This window comes from Streptantibioticus ferralitis, assembly GCF_029223525.1.
Classification (GTDB): Bacteria; Actinomycetota; Actinomycetes; order Streptomycetales; family Streptomycetaceae; genus Streptantibioticus_A; species Streptantibioticus_A ferralitis.
The window spans coordinates 123,334-137,842 of sequence record NZ_JARHTQ010000005.1 but is presented as its reverse complement, the minus strand read 5'-3'; the positions used below and the strand labels follow the sequence as shown (position 1 = coordinate 137,842).

Annotated in this window: 14 protein-coding genes; 9 read left to right on the top strand and 5 right to left on the bottom strand. The window is 69.3% G+C overall.

Annotated features, from left to right (window positions below; translation table 11 throughout):
• Nucleotides 1-17: 17 nt before the first annotated feature.
• Nucleotides 18-1,700: a murein biosynthesis integral membrane protein MurJ gene (gene murJ, locus P2L57_RS09785; RefSeq protein WP_275811944.1), complete on the top strand. Its 1,683-nt coding sequence runs from the start codon at nucleotides 18-20 to the stop codon at nucleotides 1,698-1,700.
• A 137-nt stretch (nucleotides 1,701-1,837) separates the two neighbouring features.
• Here murJ and P2L57_RS09780 read toward each other — a convergent pair whose 3' ends face one another.
• Nucleotides 1,838-4,972 carry a Tn3 family transposase gene (locus P2L57_RS09780; RefSeq protein WP_275811501.1) on the bottom strand — a complete coding sequence of 1,045 codons (3,135 nt, stop codon included), beginning with the start codon at nucleotides 4,970-4,972 and terminating at the stop codon, nucleotides 1,838-1,840.
• Between the two features lie 385 nt (nucleotides 4,973-5,357).
• Between P2L57_RS09780 and P2L57_RS09775 the strand changes: the two genes are divergently transcribed.
• The 3 genes from P2L57_RS09775 to P2L57_RS09765 all read left to right on the top strand — a co-directional run bounded on the left by P2L57_RS09775 (nucleotide 5,358) and on the right by P2L57_RS09765 (nucleotide 6,350).
• On the top strand, nucleotides 5,358-5,507 hold the full coding sequence (locus tag P2L57_RS09775; protein ID WP_275811499.1) for a hypothetical protein: 150 nt from the start codon (nucleotides 5,358-5,360) through the stop codon (nucleotides 5,505-5,507).
• Nucleotides 5,508-5,558: 51 nt separating this feature from the next.
• Nucleotides 5,559-6,047, top strand: a complete 489-nt coding sequence (locus tag P2L57_RS09770; RefSeq protein WP_275811497.1) for a hypothetical protein — start codon at nucleotides 5,559-5,561, stop codon at nucleotides 6,045-6,047.
• Between the two features lie 102 nt (nucleotides 6,048-6,149).
• Entirely contained in the window at nucleotides 6,150-6,350 is a 201-nt protein-coding gene (locus tag P2L57_RS09765; RefSeq protein WP_275811495.1) for a hypothetical protein, read from the top strand.
• A 356-nt stretch (nucleotides 6,351-6,706) separates the two neighbouring features.
• Here the strand turns inward: P2L57_RS09765 and P2L57_RS09760 are convergent, their stop codons facing one another.
• Entirely contained in the window at nucleotides 6,707-7,288 is a 582-nt protein-coding gene (locus P2L57_RS09760; RefSeq protein ID WP_275811493.1) for a TetR/AcrR family transcriptional regulator, read from the bottom strand.
• A 112-nt stretch (nucleotides 7,289-7,400) separates the two neighbouring features.
• Here P2L57_RS09760 and P2L57_RS09755 point away from each other — a divergent pair, with 112 nt between their 5' ends.
• The 3 genes from P2L57_RS09755 to P2L57_RS09745 all read left to right on the top strand — a co-directional run bounded on the left by P2L57_RS09755 (nucleotide 7,401) and on the right by P2L57_RS09745 (nucleotide 9,737).
• Nucleotides 7,401-8,495: an amidohydrolase family protein gene (locus P2L57_RS09755; protein ID WP_275811491.1), complete on the top strand. Its 1,095-nt coding sequence runs from the start codon at nucleotides 7,401-7,403 to the stop codon at nucleotides 8,493-8,495.
• A 37-nt stretch (nucleotides 8,496-8,532) separates the two neighbouring features.
• A complete protein-coding gene (locus P2L57_RS09750; protein ID WP_275811489.1) occupies nucleotides 8,533-9,123 on the top strand; it encodes a nuclear transport factor 2 family protein in 591 nt (196 codons plus the stop codon).
• A gap of 242 nt (nucleotides 9,124-9,365) precedes the next feature.
• Nucleotides 9,366-9,737 carry a MerR family transcriptional regulator gene (locus tag P2L57_RS09745; RefSeq protein ID WP_275811487.1) on the top strand — a complete coding sequence of 124 codons (372 nt, stop codon included), beginning with the start codon at nucleotides 9,366-9,368 and terminating at the stop codon, nucleotides 9,735-9,737.
• A gap of 155 nt (nucleotides 9,738-9,892) precedes the next feature.
• Here the strand turns inward: P2L57_RS09745 and P2L57_RS09740 are convergent, their stop codons facing one another.
• Entirely contained in the window at nucleotides 9,893-10,963 is a 1,071-nt protein-coding gene (locus tag P2L57_RS09740) for an alkene reductase (RefSeq protein WP_275811485.1), read from the bottom strand.
• A 220-nt stretch (nucleotides 10,964-11,183) separates the two neighbouring features.
• On the opposite strand from P2L57_RS09740, the gene P2L57_RS09735 reads away from it, so the two are divergent.
• Nucleotides 11,184-11,510: a hypothetical protein gene (locus P2L57_RS09735; RefSeq protein ID WP_275811483.1), complete on the top strand. Its 327-nt coding sequence runs from the start codon at nucleotides 11,184-11,186 to the stop codon at nucleotides 11,508-11,510.
• 196 nt (nucleotides 11,511-11,706) lie between these two features.
• On the opposite strand, the gene P2L57_RS09730 is transcribed toward P2L57_RS09735, so the two are convergent.
• Together P2L57_RS09730 and P2L57_RS09725 are read right to left on the bottom strand one after the other, a co-directional pair.
• Nucleotides 11,707-12,459 (bottom strand): SDR family NAD(P)-dependent oxidoreductase, encoded by a 753-nt coding sequence (locus P2L57_RS09730; protein ID WP_275811481.1) that lies wholly within the window; start codon nucleotides 12,457-12,459, stop codon nucleotides 11,707-11,709.
• A 191-nt stretch (nucleotides 12,460-12,650) separates the two neighbouring features.
• Nucleotides 12,651-12,884: a hypothetical protein gene (locus tag P2L57_RS09725; RefSeq protein WP_275811479.1), complete on the bottom strand. Its 234-nt coding sequence runs from the start codon at nucleotides 12,882-12,884 to the stop codon at nucleotides 12,651-12,653.
• A 63-nt stretch (nucleotides 12,885-12,947) separates the two neighbouring features.
• On the opposite strand from P2L57_RS09725, the gene P2L57_RS09720 reads away from it, so the two are divergent.
• Entirely contained in the window at nucleotides 12,948-14,144 is a 1,197-nt protein-coding gene (locus P2L57_RS09720; protein WP_275811477.1) for a helix-turn-helix transcriptional regulator, read from the top strand.
• Nucleotides 14,145-14,509: the final 365 nt, after the last annotated feature.

Below are 14,509 nucleotides of genomic sequence, written 5' to 3'. Positions count from 1 at the left end.
GTTCTAGAGTTGGCACCATGGTTGAGCAAGGGGGCACAGCGGCGGCGGAGACGGATCATTCCGGGCGGCGCCGTCACGCGAGGCGTCGTTCGGGGGCCGCGTCCGGGGGGCTGCTGCGCTCGTCCGCATTGATGGCGGCGGGCAGCATGGTGTCGCGCGGAACGGGGATGTTCCGATTGATGCTCCAGGCCGCCGCGCTGGGCACGCTGGCAGTCGGGGGCGCGTACAACACTGCGAACACCCTGCCAACCAGTCTCTACACGCTGTTGATCGGCGGTGCGCTCAACTCGGTGCTCGTGCCGCAGCTTGTCCGGGCGCGTACCGAGCATGCTGATGGCGGTCAGGCCCACGAGCAGCGGCTGGTCACCTTGGTGCTGAGCGTGCTTGCGGTCGGGACCGTCGTCGGCGTGGTGCTCGCTCCGTTGATCGTGGGCCTCTACATGCCGGACACGCCGGGCAATCACCAGCTGTTCGAATTGACGGTGGCCTTCGCCCGGTTCCTGTTGCCGCAGATCTTCTTCTACGGGCTTTTCTTCATGCTGGGCCAGGTTCTCAATGCCCGCGGCAGGTTCGGGGCGATGATGTGGACGCCGGTCCTGAACAACATCGTGTTGATCACCATGTTCGGCCTGTACCGGTGGCTCGTGCCGGCCCCCGGTGACGCCGCGTCTGTGACACCGGCCGAGGTGCGGCTGCTGGGAATCGGCACCACGATCGGGATCGCCCTGCAGGCGGTCTGCCTGATCCCATACCTCGCCGAAACAGGGTTCAGGTGGCGCCCGCGCTTTGACTGGCGCGGCACGGGCCTGGGCAAGAGCGTGGCCGCGGCACGCTGGACCCTGCTGTTCGTGGGGGTCAACCAGGTCGCCCTGACAGTGGTGACGCGCTACGCCAACGCGGTAGACGCGGTCGCACCGAAGGCCGGCGCGGGCAACAGCGCCTACTTCTTCGCGCAGAACATCTGGATGCTCCCGCAGGGCATCATCACGGTCTCGGTGGTCACCGCGATGCTGCCGCGGATGAGCCGAGCGGTGGCCGAGCATCGTCTGGGCGACGTCCGCGAGGACCTGTCGCGGGGCCTGCGGGTGACCGGTGTGGCGATCGTCCCGGCCGCCTTCTTCTTCCTGGCCTTCGGACCGCAGATCGCCACGGTGATGTTCTCCTACAGCAGCAGCGGAGCGGCCTCGGCACAGCCACTGGGCCAGATGCTGCAGGCCTTCGCACTCGGCCTGGTCCCCTTCTCCGCCCAGTACCTGCTGCTACGCGGCTTCTACGCGTTCGAGGACACCCGCACCCCCTTCTGGATGGCGGTCTGGATCTCCGGCCTCGACATCATCCTGGCCACCGGCTGCCACCTCTTCCTGCCCCCGCGCTGGGCCGTCATCGGCATGGCAGCCGCCTATGCAGCGTCCTACGCCGGCGGCCTGCTCGTCACCGGGCTCAAGTTGCGCCACCGTTTGGAAGGCCTCCTGGACGGCAAGCGGCTCGTACGTACGTACGGGAAGCTCACGGCTGCGGCGGGCGCCGCCAGCGCCGTCGGCTGGGCGGTGGCGCGCATCTGCTCCGGTGCCGTCCCTGCTCCGGTCGTCGGCTCTGTGCTGGCGCTAGCTGCCGGCGGTGTCACGATGCTGGTGCTGTTCGTGCTGCTGGCCCGCCTGCTCCGCGTCTCGGAACTGCGGAGTCTGCCCGGTCTGGGCTGACCCAGTAGCCGCGGGGCGCGGGCATATCGGCAGATCTTTCTCGCACCGACGCCGCGACCTGCTGTCCCGGTCTGAACCGCGCGCCGTACGCTCCGGGTGCCGGGCGGGGAGTGTGAGGCCTCGCCCCGGCGTCCGGCTCATTCCTCCGCGCCGACGTCGTCATCATCGAGATAGACCGCGTCCGGGTCACGCAGGGGCCGCAGCCCATCGACCGGCTGGGAGGCGGTGAAGCTGTAGCGGCCCAGGCAGTTCAAGTTCCGGTGCTTGAGCGGGGACAACCGGGCGACATCCTCGTCGTGGATCTCGTGGCCCTCGGCGCGGAGCTGGGCGACGGCGGCGTCGATGTAGCGTGTCGTCCACAGGACAACTGCGTTCAATACGAGGCCAAGTGATCCTAGTTGGTCTTCCATTCCGTCCCGGTATGCCTGGTGGATGGTGCCCTTCTTGCCGTGGCAGATGTCGCGGGCGAGCTTGTGGCGGGACTCCTGGACGGTGAGCTGCTTGTGCATCTGTCGTCGGTAGGTGTCGTCGACCGGGTCGACGACGGCGAGCAGGTGCAGGGTCTTGGCGATCCGCCCGTACTCGGCGAACGCCTGCCCCAGCGGGGCGGGGTGGCCTTCACGGCCGAACATCCGCAGCAGGTCGTAGGCGCGGACCTGGTTGGTGACCAGGGAGCCGGCCACCCGCAGCATGTCCGGCCACGCCGTGAGCACCTTCTTCACGTTCACCTTGTTGCGGGCCAGTGCCTCCAGTGGCCCGTAGCTGTCCAGGGCCTCGCCGCTGGGCATCTGGGCCTTCCAGAACCGCTGGTCTTCGAGGTCCTTGAAACGCGGGGAGAAGCGGTAGCCGAGCATCTTGAAGATGCCGAACACCATGTCGGAGTAAGAGGCGTTGTCGGTGGCGACCATCTCCGGCTTCACCCCGCCGTCCAGGTTCAGCAGCGCGTCCAGGATGAACAGTGAGTCGCGCGGGGTGCCGGGCACCACCATCTGCCCGATCCCGATGACCTGGTCATTGACCGCGTTGAGCCAGGTGATGCCCTTCTTCTTCGCGAAGTACTTGGGGCTCGGCGCGGCGTTGATCGTGCGCACCGGGACGACGAAGCGCAGGCCGTCCACGGAGGCCAGCAGGCCCTTGCCCCAGAACTTCACGATGGGCACTTGGGCCTGGGCCTCGATCAGGGCGGCGTTGGCCGCGGCGATGGTCTCCGCACGCAGGTAGTACTGGTCGACGTGGACCAGGCGGGAGCGGGTCAGCGCCTCCACGTTCGGGTTGATGACCGGGGTCATCCCGATGTTGCACGCCTCCGAGACCAAGAGCGCCACGAGCGAGGTGGTGAGGTCCTTCATGCGGGTCTTGCCGTCGCCCAAGTGCACGAAGGCGTCCAGGAACCCGGTCCAGGCGTGCACCTCGAACAGCAGGTCCGGCAGGTCGATCTTCGGGAGCATCTTCTCGACCCGCTTGCGCAGCCAGGTCAGCGACTTCGGCTCGCCGAGCGCGTGGAGCTTCTCCACGTTCAGCTTCGCCCGCCCGTTGGGCTGCACCTCGATGCTGATCTTCGCGTCGTCGCCGGCCTCCTCCAGGCGCTCGGCCATCTGCTTCCACGCCGCGTCCAGAACGGCGACCAGGTCCCGAAGATGCTGCTCGGCGTCCGCGTCCAGGCTCAGGCCCGCCAGGACGTCCTCGCGGACTGCCTCCCACTCTTTGCCGTCCAGCAGGCGGGCACGCGGGTCGGACCAGCGGTGCGAGGGGGAGGCGAAGATGTCCCGGCGCTTGAGGGCGCGGAAGAGCTGCTCCAGCACGCACACCACGTACGCGTCGCGGTCCACCGCGCCCTCCGGCAGATCGGCGTTGGCGTACACCGCCTTGCGCCACACCGGCGGCACTAGCTTGTCGTCGATCTCGCGCGGCAGCAGCGGCTTCTCCGTCACCCGGCGCCGGGCCAGGGCGGGCAGCCGCTTCACCCCGGCCAGCACCCTCTTGCCGCCCGTCGCCGCCCCCAGCGCCGAGGTCTCGCCCAGCAGGGCCAGGAACGGCTTGACGGTGTTGTAGCGCATTGCCAGGGCATTGCGCATAGCGATCTCCGCCGAGTCGTCGTCCTCCGGGACCAGGCTCACCACCGTGGCCGCCGCGCTGGACAGCGTTACCCGCGGCGCGACCTCCTCCAAGGCCCGCCACAGCGCGGTCACGTCCACGTCGCAGCCGGTCTCCTCCAACAGCTCCAGCTCCTCGATGAACACCTTCGACGCGCGGGCCACGAGCCTGGACGCCTTCTCCAGCTGCGGCAGCGTGGACAGCCGTTCCTTGTCTGTGGCCCGCTTCGTCGTGCTGATCAACCGGGTGGCCATCAGCACCTCGAACAGGTCCAGCGCGTCATCGATCGCCTTCGCCTCCAGGTGCCGCATCACCGCGGTGAGCATTGCCGTGCGCTTCGGCTCACTGGCCCGCTCCAGCTTCGCCGCCTTCGTGCCCAGCCCATACCGGGCCAGCGCCGACAGCCGGTTCGGCGGGACCTTGTTCAGCTTCACCCGCCCCAGCCCGTACGCGGCGATCTCATCCACCCGCTGGAGCGCGCTCTTCATCGCGGTGCCCGTGGTCCGCGTCGGCGGCCGGCGCAACTGCTCCAGGTACGAGTACCGCTTGTCCTCCGGCGTCTTCAGCAACGCCACGAGGTCTCCCGGCAACGCCGGGTCCGCCCGCCGAGCAGCCTTGGCGACCGTGGCGTGCAGCCGCTTCTCCGCGATCGCACGGACCTCCGCCACCTGCCGGGCCAGCACCGAGACACCCGGCAGCAGCACCCGGTTCCGGCGCAGCCAGCCCACCGCGTGGTCGAACAGAGCCTTCGGCCCCTCCGAATGCGCCGTCCACGCCCGCCCGTGCAGGAAAGCCCTGAACTTCCGGCCCCACTCGTGATCCTCGAACTGGTGGTAGCCATACGCGTCCCGAATCTCCCACGCATGCTCGTACGCCGTCTTCAGCCGCTCCGTGTACTCCTTGACGCAGGAGACGTCCTCGATCCCCAGCTGCCCGGCCAGGTGATCGACCACCGGCCACGGCACATCGAGAGGGTCCTCCAAGAACAGCCCGACATACCTCACCGTGCAGAGTTGGAGAGCGAAGCCAAGGCGGTTGTGATCCCCACGCCGCTTCGCAATCAGCTTCCGGTCCTCGTCATCCAGGAAGAAGAACCGCTCCAGCTCGGGCCTCGTCGGCTCCTCGGCGAACTTCCCGTACGCCCCAGCCTGCTCATCAGATAAGAATTCGACCGCCACGCCCGGACGGTAGCCAGGCCCTACCCGTGATCAAGGATCTTTCCCTGAACCCGAGCGCCGGACCGTGTCACCGTGCTAACCGACCAAGATCAAGTGCTTAGCGCCAACGGCTGTTCCGTTGGTCCCCACGGCCGTTCCTCGGGCATGTGAACGACGCCCGGCCGCGACGGCCACATGATCGCCACCGTGTGCACCAGCGAAGCGTTCGGCGCGTTTCAGCCAGTGGCTGGACCAGGTGTCATCCCGATCACCGCGATGACTCGGCAGCCTGGGGCGCTGGCGAGAATCCGTTGGTACCTGTCATTCCAGCCCATGGTTCGAGCCCTGCCGCACTGCCTAGCGTGAGTGCGACAGTTACGGACCGAGAGAAATGAGGCGCGCACCGATGCTTGCCCAGTTCGTCGTCTTCGATGGCTTCGACTCGCTGGATGTCATCGCGCCTTTCCAGGTCTTCAGCGCCGCGAGGGCCCGCACCGCCCGGGTGGACGTCGAACTGGCCTGCGCCGACTGTGCGATCACGCGCCCACCCCGGTAAGCGCCTGACTCGTTCCCCCGTCCTCGAACCGAAAGCGCGCACGCACGCGTCATGACGAAAACCCTCCTCGCCCTCCACGTACTCGCGGCGATCATCGCTGTCGGACCGGTCGCCGTCGCGGGCAGCATGTTTCCTGTAGCGGCCCGCAAGGCCGCCGAGGCATCCGAAAGGCACGAAGCGATCGCCGCCGTGCGGGTGCTGCACCGCATCTGCCGCGTCTACGCCCTCATCGGCCTGACCATCCCCGTCTTCGGCTTCGCCACCGCCAGCAACCTGCATGTCCTGGGCAGCGCCTGGCTGATCGCCTCGATCGCCCTGACCGGGATCGCCGCCCTTGTGCTGGCGCTGCTGGTGCTGCCCGCCCAGGTGAGAATCCTCGCCGGCCTGACTGACTCCCCGTCCACTGCCGCGGCGGCGGCATCGGGTGTCGAGCGCGCCCTGACCGCACGGCTGGCCATGCTGACCGGCTCCTTCAACCTGCTGTGGGCGACGGTCACCGTTCTGATGATCGTCCGCCCTGGCTCCACCACGGGAGTGTGACCCATCACCGCCACCACCACCCCGACGGCGCGGCGCCCGCACCTGCCGCTACGCATCTGCGCGACGATCGAACTGATCAGCCTCGCCGTCCTGCTCCTCAACATGGCCACCCTGAACGCCCGGCAGATCGCCGCGCTGATCGGCCCCGTCCACGGTGTCGCCTGGCTGTTCGGCGTCATCGCCACCTGGCGCACCCCCCGCCGCACCACCGGCACGGCTGTGCGCGCCGTCATCCCCGGCATCGGCGGCATGCTCGCGCTCCGCGCGCTGGACCGCGCCGACGCACGTCCCGCCGAGGACTGAACACGTCGGCGGATCCGGCGACCGCGCGGCCGACGCCTACCCGGCTGACATGGCATCAGGAAATCCATGGAGACACCACGCAGGGGATGGCGGGCGAACGACCACCGCCACCCTGGCGCGGCTGCGAATCGTGCCCATCACGCCAGGTCAGTGCGCGCTGCAGCGAAGGCGGCGATCAGCCGAGCCGGCAGGGCCGGGACGGTGGCGGTCGCGGCAGCCCCCACGGTTGTCTTCGTCCTGTCCCGCATAGCCGTGGCCCGCTACCGGAACGCCAACTCCCGGGGCCGTGGTTCTCCAATGCCCAGAAGTAGCGGCCGCGGTCGCCGCCGTCGGCCAGGACGTATCCCGGCCATCACCTACGTGTCGGCTCCGGGTGGGTCCGGGGAGGCGAAACTTCCCGCCGCGGTGCCTGCGGCGGGGGACGTGGCGGCGATGAGTTCGGCGAGGAAGGCGTCGTCCACGGGGCGTCGCGCGATCAGTGCCTGGTAGAACAACGGGCCCACGATCCGGGCGAATGCCGCGTCACTGAGAGGACCGGTCGCCGTGCTCAGTGCCTTCTGGCGCAGTTCGGCGACCTGGCGCAACGCCTGCTCGCTGCCCGGGCTGCGTTCTGCCTGGGCCGCCAGCGCCGTCAGTGCCTCGATCGTGCCGGGTGCCCGCAGGTTGTCCCGTACGGCATGCAGGAAGTCGCCCACGCTGGTGGCGGGTTCGTGGGGGCCGGCGCCCCCGTGTTCCTGCTGATCCTCCAGGTAGTAGCGCAAGGTGAGGTCCACCAGAAGCTGTTCGGGCGTGGCCCAGTGGCGGTACAGGGTGTTGCGGGTGACGTGTGCCTCCCGGGCCACCGCGCTGAACGTCACCGCGTCGGCCCCCCGTTCCAGCAGGATCCGCCGCGCGGCGGCAAGGACGTGACGACGCGTGCGGTCGATCCGCGGATCCATCTGACACCTCCCTCGTTCCACCCTATCTATAGAACATGGTGTGCCATAAAGCGCAACCTGTGTGATAGTGAGGAGAGGCCACCCTCCGATCGAAGCGAGAGAGAGGCGACAGATGGCACCATCGAACGCTTCCGCCAGTGCACGGACCGCCCTGACCGCAGTCCGCGTCTTCGACGGGCAGCGGTTGACCGAGCCATGCACCGTCGTCATCGACGGGGATGTGATCGGCACCGACCCGAGCGGTGCCCGCGTCATCCGTGCTGAGGGGGCAGTGCTGCTGCCCGGCCTGATCGACGCCCATGTGCACCTCCACGGTCGTGACACCCTTGAGCAGTTCGCCACCTGGGGTGTGACCACCGGTCTGGACATGGCCACCTGGCCCGCCGAACTGCTCACCTCGCTACGTGGCATCGCGGGCGCGTCCGGCCTCGCGGACCTCCGTAGCAGTGGCCTGCCGGCCATCGGCCCGGACGGCCCCCACTCCAGGATCCCCAACATTCCGTCGGAAGCCGTCGTGACCAGCCCGGAGCAGGCCAGGCGATTCGTTGCCGACCGAGTGGCCGAGGGCGCCGACTACATCAAGGCCGTCGCTGAGGCTCCCGGCCGCGGTGGCCTCTCGCAGGACGTCCTCAACGCCCTGGTGCGCGCGGCTCGCGAGCAGGGCAGGAAGACGGTCGTCCATGCGGCGAGCCCCGGCGCCTACACCATGGCGGTGCGCACCGGGGCCGACATGATCACGCACATCCCCGTCGACCGCCCGCTGCCCGACGAGGAGATCGCCCGGATGAAAGCCGTCGGGCAGGTCGTCATTCCGACGCTGTCCATGATGGAAGGGATTGCCGCAGGCGCCCCGCTGTCCGCCGCCCTGCACAGCGTGGCCGCTCTGCGGAAGGCGGGGATTCCGGTCCTGGCCGGCACCGATGCCAACAGTCAGCCCGGCGTCCCCTTCCGGGTTCGGCACGGCGAGAGCATCCACCACGAACTGGAACTCCTGGTCGCCGCGGGCCTGAGCCCCGTTGAGGCACTGCGCGCGGCCACCGTACTGCCCGCCCGCCACTTCGGGCTCGAAGACCGCGGCGCCGTCACGCCGGGGCTACGCGCCGATCTGCTGCTGGTCGACGGCGATCCCACCACCGACATCCGCGCCACCCGCCAGGTCCGTGCCGTCTGGACGGCCGGCCAGGAGATCAGCGCCGCCACCAACTGAACAGCGAGCAGGGGCTGTTACGGAGGATCGCACCGTCATGACCGACATCGTCGACATCACTCAGCTCGTCCTGCATGAACGCCAGGGACGTGACCGCTCCTGGTGGGATCAGATGCGGGCCTGCTTCGCCCCGGATGCCACCGTACGTCTGAGTTGGTTCCGCGGCAGTGGCGCTGACTTCGTCACCGCCTCCCAGGAAATGACCGGGCGTGGCGAGGTCGCCACCCACCGCCTGTCCCCGCCCGTCGTCCACCAGCACGGCGACCGGGCCGTCGTGGAACTGCCCGCCGCCATCGAGATGCGGACCGTACTCGACGGCACCGAGGTCGACCTCACCTCCTACGCCCGTCTGCTGTACCGCGTCGAACGACGTGAGGGCGGGTGGCAGATCGTCTCGCTCGACTCGGTCTACGAACGGGACGTCCTCACCCCCGCGCTGCCCGGAGCCACCCTGGTCGTCGACCACGATGCGGTGGCCGCCTTTCGACGGCCCTACCGGCTGCTCGCTTACACCCTCACCCGGCGCGGTTACCAGATCGGGGACGACCTGTTCGGCGACGACCGCCCCCGGGAGGTCGCCGCCCTCTACGACGCGGCTCACACCTGGCTCGCCAACTCGCCCGGTTGATGGGCCTTCTGGACGCGTTCTTCGTCTAATTCATACGGACCTGGCCCGAGGACCGGCCACGGACCAGGGCATCCGTGGGCACCGGCTGGCAGCAGGCGCTCGATGGCCTATATGACCTCGTGAACCGTTTCGGCCGCTGTACGGAAACCCTTTCGGAGTGCCCCGCGCATGCGTCGGCTACGCTGAACCTGACATAGACGTCAGAGTCAAGTGATCTGTCGCGGGCCAAAAGGGAGGCGCTGATGCGCATCGGCGAGCTGGCCGCCAAGGCAGGCGTGAGCGTGCGGGCGCTGCGGTACTACGAGGAGCAGCAACTCCTGGTCTCGGAACGCAGCCCCGGCGGGCAGCGGCACTACGCGGAGAACGCGGCCGACCGCGTCCAGCTGATCCAGCAGCTGTACGCCGCGGGGCTGACGAGCAAGTCGATCCTGGAGATCCTGCCGTGCGTGGTGACCGGCGAGGTGAAGCCAGCGCTGCTCGACCGGCTGAAGGCGGAGCGGAACCGCATCGACGCGCAGGTCAGCACTTTGATCGACGCCCGGGACAGGCTCGACGGCATCATCGAGACCACGACCACGGTCTGGAGCACCGGCCAACGCTGCCGTCCTCAGTGAGTGACGGAGCTCGCTGGGGCGCCGGTGTCGCCGCGCACGGCAGGCCTTCGCCGTGGGGCGGCGCAAGGGGGAGGCCCCGGCAGGCGACGTCACGCCGGCAGGCGCGGATGAAGGAACGGCCCGGCCGTAACCTCCATCCGCGCCCACGCCGCGGGTCAGTACTGGTGGCTGGTGTAGTCGAGGTACCCGGTGTCGCCGCCCTGATAGAACGTCGCGGTGTCGGCTTCACGCAGCGGTGCTCCGGTGCGGAACCGCTCGACCAGGTCGGGGTTGGCGAGGTAGGCGCGCCCGTAACCGACCAAGTCCGCGCCCTGGTTGAGCCAGTGCTCTCCGATCGCCTGGTCGGTCGGCTTCGGGCCGATCTGGCCGCCGGGGTTGATGATGAAGGCGCCTGGCCATGCCTTGCGCAGGGCGATGAGTACGTCGTCTTCGGTGGTGGCCAGGACGTGGATGTAGGCGAGGCCGAGTGGGGCGAGGGCGTCGATGAGGGCCCCGTAGAGCTGGGGTACGTCCTCTTCGATCGTGTCCCAGACGGTGCCGCCGGGGGAGAGGCGGATGCCGACGCGGTCGGCGCCGATGGCGTCGGCGGTGGCCTCGGCCGCTTCGACGGCGAAGCGGATGCGACCGGTGACGGACCCGCCGTAGATGTCGTTGCGCTGGTTGGCGCCGGACGACAGGAACTGCTGGATCAGATAGCCGTTCGCGCCGTGCAGTTCGATGCCGTCGAACCCGGCGTCGATCGTTCGGCGTCCCGCGTCGGCGAAGACCTGCACCTCGCCCTTGACCTCGGAGGTGGACAGGGCGCGGGGGACGGGCGCGGGCAGCATCCCCTTGGCGCCGGTGAACAGTTGGCCGTTCAGGGCGATCGCGGACGGCGCCACCGGGTGGTAGCCAACGGTTTCCGGATGTCCGACGCGTCCGGCGTGCATGAGCTGGGCGAAGATCCTGCCGCCGTTGGTGTGCACGGCGTCGGTCACCGGCCGCCAGGCGGTGACCTGTTCATCGCTGTGCAGGCCGGGGGTGTTGGGGTTGGACTGGCCCTGCAGGCTCGGTTGTACGCCTTCGCTGACGATCAGTCCGGCGGTGGCCCGTTGGGCGTAGTAGGTCGCCGTCGAGGCGGTCGGTATGCCGTCCGCGCTTGCCCGCGCCCGGGTCATCGGGGCCATCACCAGGCGGTTGGGCAGCTTGAGGTTTCCGAGCTGATAGGTATCGAACAAGCTGGTCACGACGTGGTCCTGCGCCTTTCTGGAGTGCTTGAGGAGTGCGTGACCCACGCTAAAACCTGACGTTGACGTCAGAGTCAAGTGATGTGTCGCAGCTCACACGGCAGGCGTCGATGCGCATTCGCGAGCTCGCGGCGAAGGCAGCGGGCATCGCTGTGTACCTGCTGGAGCCCCGAAAGGGGCGAGCCCTCTTTGGTCTGGGCTGATCCGATAATCTCCGGGTATGGAGGAAACCGATCTCGAGCGTCGGCTGGCTGCCATGGAGCAGACCCAGCAGCGACTGCAGGCTGACTTGTCCCGGCTTGAGGAGGCCGTTGAGAACGCGAGGCGCCCGACGCTCTCCTTCCTGGTACGTATCGCTGTCTGGCTGATCGGGCTCGGTGTGCTCGTTGAGTTCATACCGGGCTTTGTGTTGGCAGGGGGCACCTCGCTCTACCGCTTCGGGGGACGGGGTGCTGTGTGGGGTGTTGTCCTCGGCTGCTTTGCCCTGCTTGCCATCGGCCTCGTCGTGGGGTCGACCGTACGTAACCGGGCGGCTCGCCGCCGGTAGTGGCCGAACCCGGCTGAGCGCAGGCGAGTCGGCGTGCTGCCGGCGCGGAGGAGGTGGCGCTCCTGATGGATGGGTTGTCGACCAAGACCGCCATTCCGCCTGGAGCTTCGTGTGCTTGTGCACCCAAGGTGGCAGCGTTGCCGTGAAGGGGATCAGGCCCTTGCGCGCGATCCCGACGGGACCGCGCGTGGCTCGTTCATGCCGCGTTGCGACCGCCGTCGACATCGAGGATGGCGCCGTGGACGAAGGTCGCGTCCTCGCTGACGAGATAGGTGATGGCGGCGGCGATCTCCTCGGGTGCCGCCGGTCGTCCGGCAGGAGCTAGTGAGGCGAGCTGGTCGACCTGGTCGCCGAACCGCCGGGTCCCCTCGGTGCGGGTCGGCCCCGGGCTGACCGCGTTGACCCGCACGCCGCTGGGACCGAACTCGGCCGCCCAGGCCTTGGTGAGCAGAGTCAGCGCCGCCTTGCTGGAACCGTAGAGTGCCATCCCGGCCACTCCGAAATGGGCGACCATGGTCACCACGTTGACGATGGCCCCCTGGCCGCGTGCTGCCATCGCGGGTGCGAGTTCGGCGACCAGGAGGAACGGCGCCCGGACGTTGACCGCGTACGCGCGGTCGATGTCATCGGCGGTGGTGGCGCAGGTGGGTCCGGCGGGATAGACGCCGGCGTTGTTGACGAGGATGTCGAGGTGCCCGCCGCCGATGTCGATGGCCTGGCGGGCCAGCGCCCGGACGGCGTCGGCGTCACCGAGGTCGCTCGCGATGAAGTCGGCCTTGCCTCCCAAGGAGCGGATCGAGGCGACGACGTCGTCGCCGCGGGCTTCGTCCCGGCCGCTGACGATCACCTGGGCGCCGCGTCTGGCGAGCGAGACGGCCGCCGCGCGGCCGATGCCGCTGGTGGCGCCGGTGACCAGCGCGGTGGCACCGGCGAGTTCGGTCGAGGTCATCGAATGTTCCCTTCGCTGTGTGGGTCTCGCCGCAACTGGGTTGGCTGACCCGTGGTCTGAATCAAAGCTGTTGCGCTTGACGGCCGCTCTCGTCAGCAGAGGCTGCTCGGCTGTGGAGATCTGCATCGTCGGTGCCGCGCCGGGGCCGACGGCCCTACCAGGCGAGAGAGTTGACGTAGCGTCAGGAACGGTCAGCCCGCCCTGCGCAGGATCGCTGCCAGTTCACCGGGCCGGTCGAACATCGGCCAGCGCCAGCCGGGCAGCTCCCGGCAGTCCAAGCCGTCGGTCGCCGTGTGTCGGAAGGCGGGGGACGCGGCGGCTTTCGCCCGAAGCCGCTCCATCGGAAAGCCGCGCAGCATGTGCAGCCGCGGCAGCCTCTCCCAGGCCCCGGACCAGAACCCGGGGAGAAGTGCGTAAGGTGCCATGCCGCACACGCTAGGACCGATACCGGACAGGATCCGCCCGGTATTCGCGGGATACTTCCAGGTATGAATCGACCGACCGCCCGGGTGCTCGCCCTGCTGGAGATCCTGCAGGCCGGCGGCACCCGCACCGTCGCCGACCTGGCCGACCGGCTCGGCGTGGACGAGCGCACCGTTCGGCGCTACGTCGACCACCTGATCGATCTGGACGTCCCGGTCCGGTCGGTGCGCGGCCGGTACGGCGGCTACCGGCTCGCCCCCGGCTACCGGATGCCCCCGCTGATGCTCACCGACGAGGAGGCGCTGGCCGTGCTGCTCGGCCTGGTCGCCGGTCGGCGGGCCGGGCTGGTGACCACCACCATCGCGGCGGCGGAGAGCGCCGCCGCCAAGGTGCGCCGCGTGCTGCCCGAGGCGCTCGGGCGCCGACTGGACGCGCTGCTGGCGACCGCCGACTTCACCGCCCCGCCCCGTCCCATGGTCATCCCGGAGACGGACGTGCTGCTGATGCTCGCTGAGGCCGCACGGCACCGCCAGCCGGTCGAGGTCGGCTACACCGCCTGGAAGGGGCGGCGCAGCGAGCGAACCGTGCACCCGTACGGGATCGTTGCCCACTCCGGGCGCTGGTATGTGACCGGGGCCGACTCGGCCAGCGGCGAGGTACGCACGTTCCGGCTGGACCGGATCCAGACCGCGAGGGTGCTGCCGGGCTCGTTCGAGGTGCCCACCGGATTCGACCCGGCCGGTCGGGTGTTGGCCGGGATCGCCGGGGTGCCCTACCTGCACGAGGTGGCGTTGCGGGTCCAGGGCACGGCCGAGCAGGTCCGCGCCCGGATCCCGGCCGGGCTCGCCACCGTGCGAGAGCTCCCGGATGACCCGACGCACGATCCCGCCGTGGCGGCAGCCGGTGATGCGTCTGAGCCCTGCGGACCACCAGCCGTCTCCGGGGCGCAGGAGGGTGCCGGGTGGGTGCGGGTCCAGCTGCGGGCCGAGCGGCTGGAGTGGGTGCCCTCCCTGCTCGCCTGGCTGGACCGCCCGTTCGTGATCGAGTCTCCGGAAGCCCTGCGCGACCACGTGCACGCCCTGGCCCGCCGGCTCGCCGCCTACGCCGACGCGGTCTCCGGTGCAGACGAAGGCGCGGGGCCAGCCCCGTCGAACCGCCCGTCGACCGCGATGGCACGGCCCGCACCAGCCCGGCGGCGCACTTCCGGAAGGACATATTCACAGGCCGGTCGCGGATTTGCCGAGGGGGAGGGGGGGCACTAGGCCACGACCTGTGCGGATGATCAATCGGCACCCGCACCGATGGGTGAGAGCCAGTGGCGTCCTGCGCGAGGCGCCGGATGCAGGGCCGCACCCTGAGCACGCCCTGTCCCGGGCCGGACGTTCCCGAGCCCGCACGACATCTGCTGCGCCTGGCCCGCCGCACCTCCGCGTGGCGACGCCTTCCTTGATCAGGGAGTCTCCTGGACGGTGGCGACCATGGCGTCTGCCGTCCCCGGCAGGTCCGGCGAACCCACCATAGACTCAAGGGGACGGACCTCACCGAGGGACCGCCCTGCTGATGACTCCACCGCCGGTTGGTGCGCAGGTAGGGGACGTACATGTCAGGTCCACCAAAGAGGCGCGCA

Bases quoted from the DNA above. Each gene is read 5' to 3' on its own strand.
- murJ (WP_275811944.1), top strand. From the start codon at position 18: ATGGTTGAGCAAGGGGGCACAGCGGCGGCGGAGACGGATCATTCCGGG.
- P2L57_RS09775 (WP_275811499.1), top strand. From the start codon at position 5,358: ATGCTTGCCCAGTTCGTCGTCTTCGATGGCTTCGACTCGCTGGATGTC.
- P2L57_RS09770 (WP_275811497.1), top strand. From the start codon at position 5,559: ATGACGAAAACCCTCCTCGCCCTCCACGTACTCGCGGCGATCATCGCT.
- P2L57_RS09765 (WP_275811495.1), top strand. From the start codon at position 6,150: ATGGCCACCCTGAACGCCCGGCAGATCGCCGCGCTGATCGGCCCCGTC.
- P2L57_RS09760 (WP_275811493.1), bottom strand. From the start codon at position 7,288: ATGGATCCGCGGATCGACCGCACGCGTCGTCACGTCCTTGCCGCCGCG.
- P2L57_RS09755 (WP_275811491.1), top strand. From the start codon at position 7,401: ATGGCACCATCGAACGCTTCCGCCAGTGCACGGACCGCCCTGACCGCA.
- P2L57_RS09750 (WP_275811489.1), top strand. From the start codon at position 8,533: ATGACCGACATCGTCGACATCACTCAGCTCGTCCTGCATGAACGCCAG.
- P2L57_RS09745 (WP_275811487.1), top strand. From the start codon at position 9,366: ATGCGCATCGGCGAGCTGGCCGCCAAGGCAGGCGTGAGCGTGCGGGCG.
- P2L57_RS09735 (WP_275811483.1), top strand. From the start codon at position 11,184: ATGGAGGAAACCGATCTCGAGCGTCGGCTGGCTGCCATGGAGCAGACC.
- P2L57_RS09730 (WP_275811481.1), bottom strand. From the start codon at position 12,459: ATGACCTCGACCGAACTCGCCGGTGCCACCGCGCTGGTCACCGGCGCC.
- P2L57_RS09725 (WP_275811479.1), bottom strand. From the start codon at position 12,884: ATGGCACCTTACGCACTTCTCCCCGGGTTCTGGTCCGGGGCCTGGGAG.
- P2L57_RS09720 (WP_275811477.1), top strand. From the start codon at position 12,948: ATGAATCGACCGACCGCCCGGGTGCTCGCCCTGCTGGAGATCCTGCAG.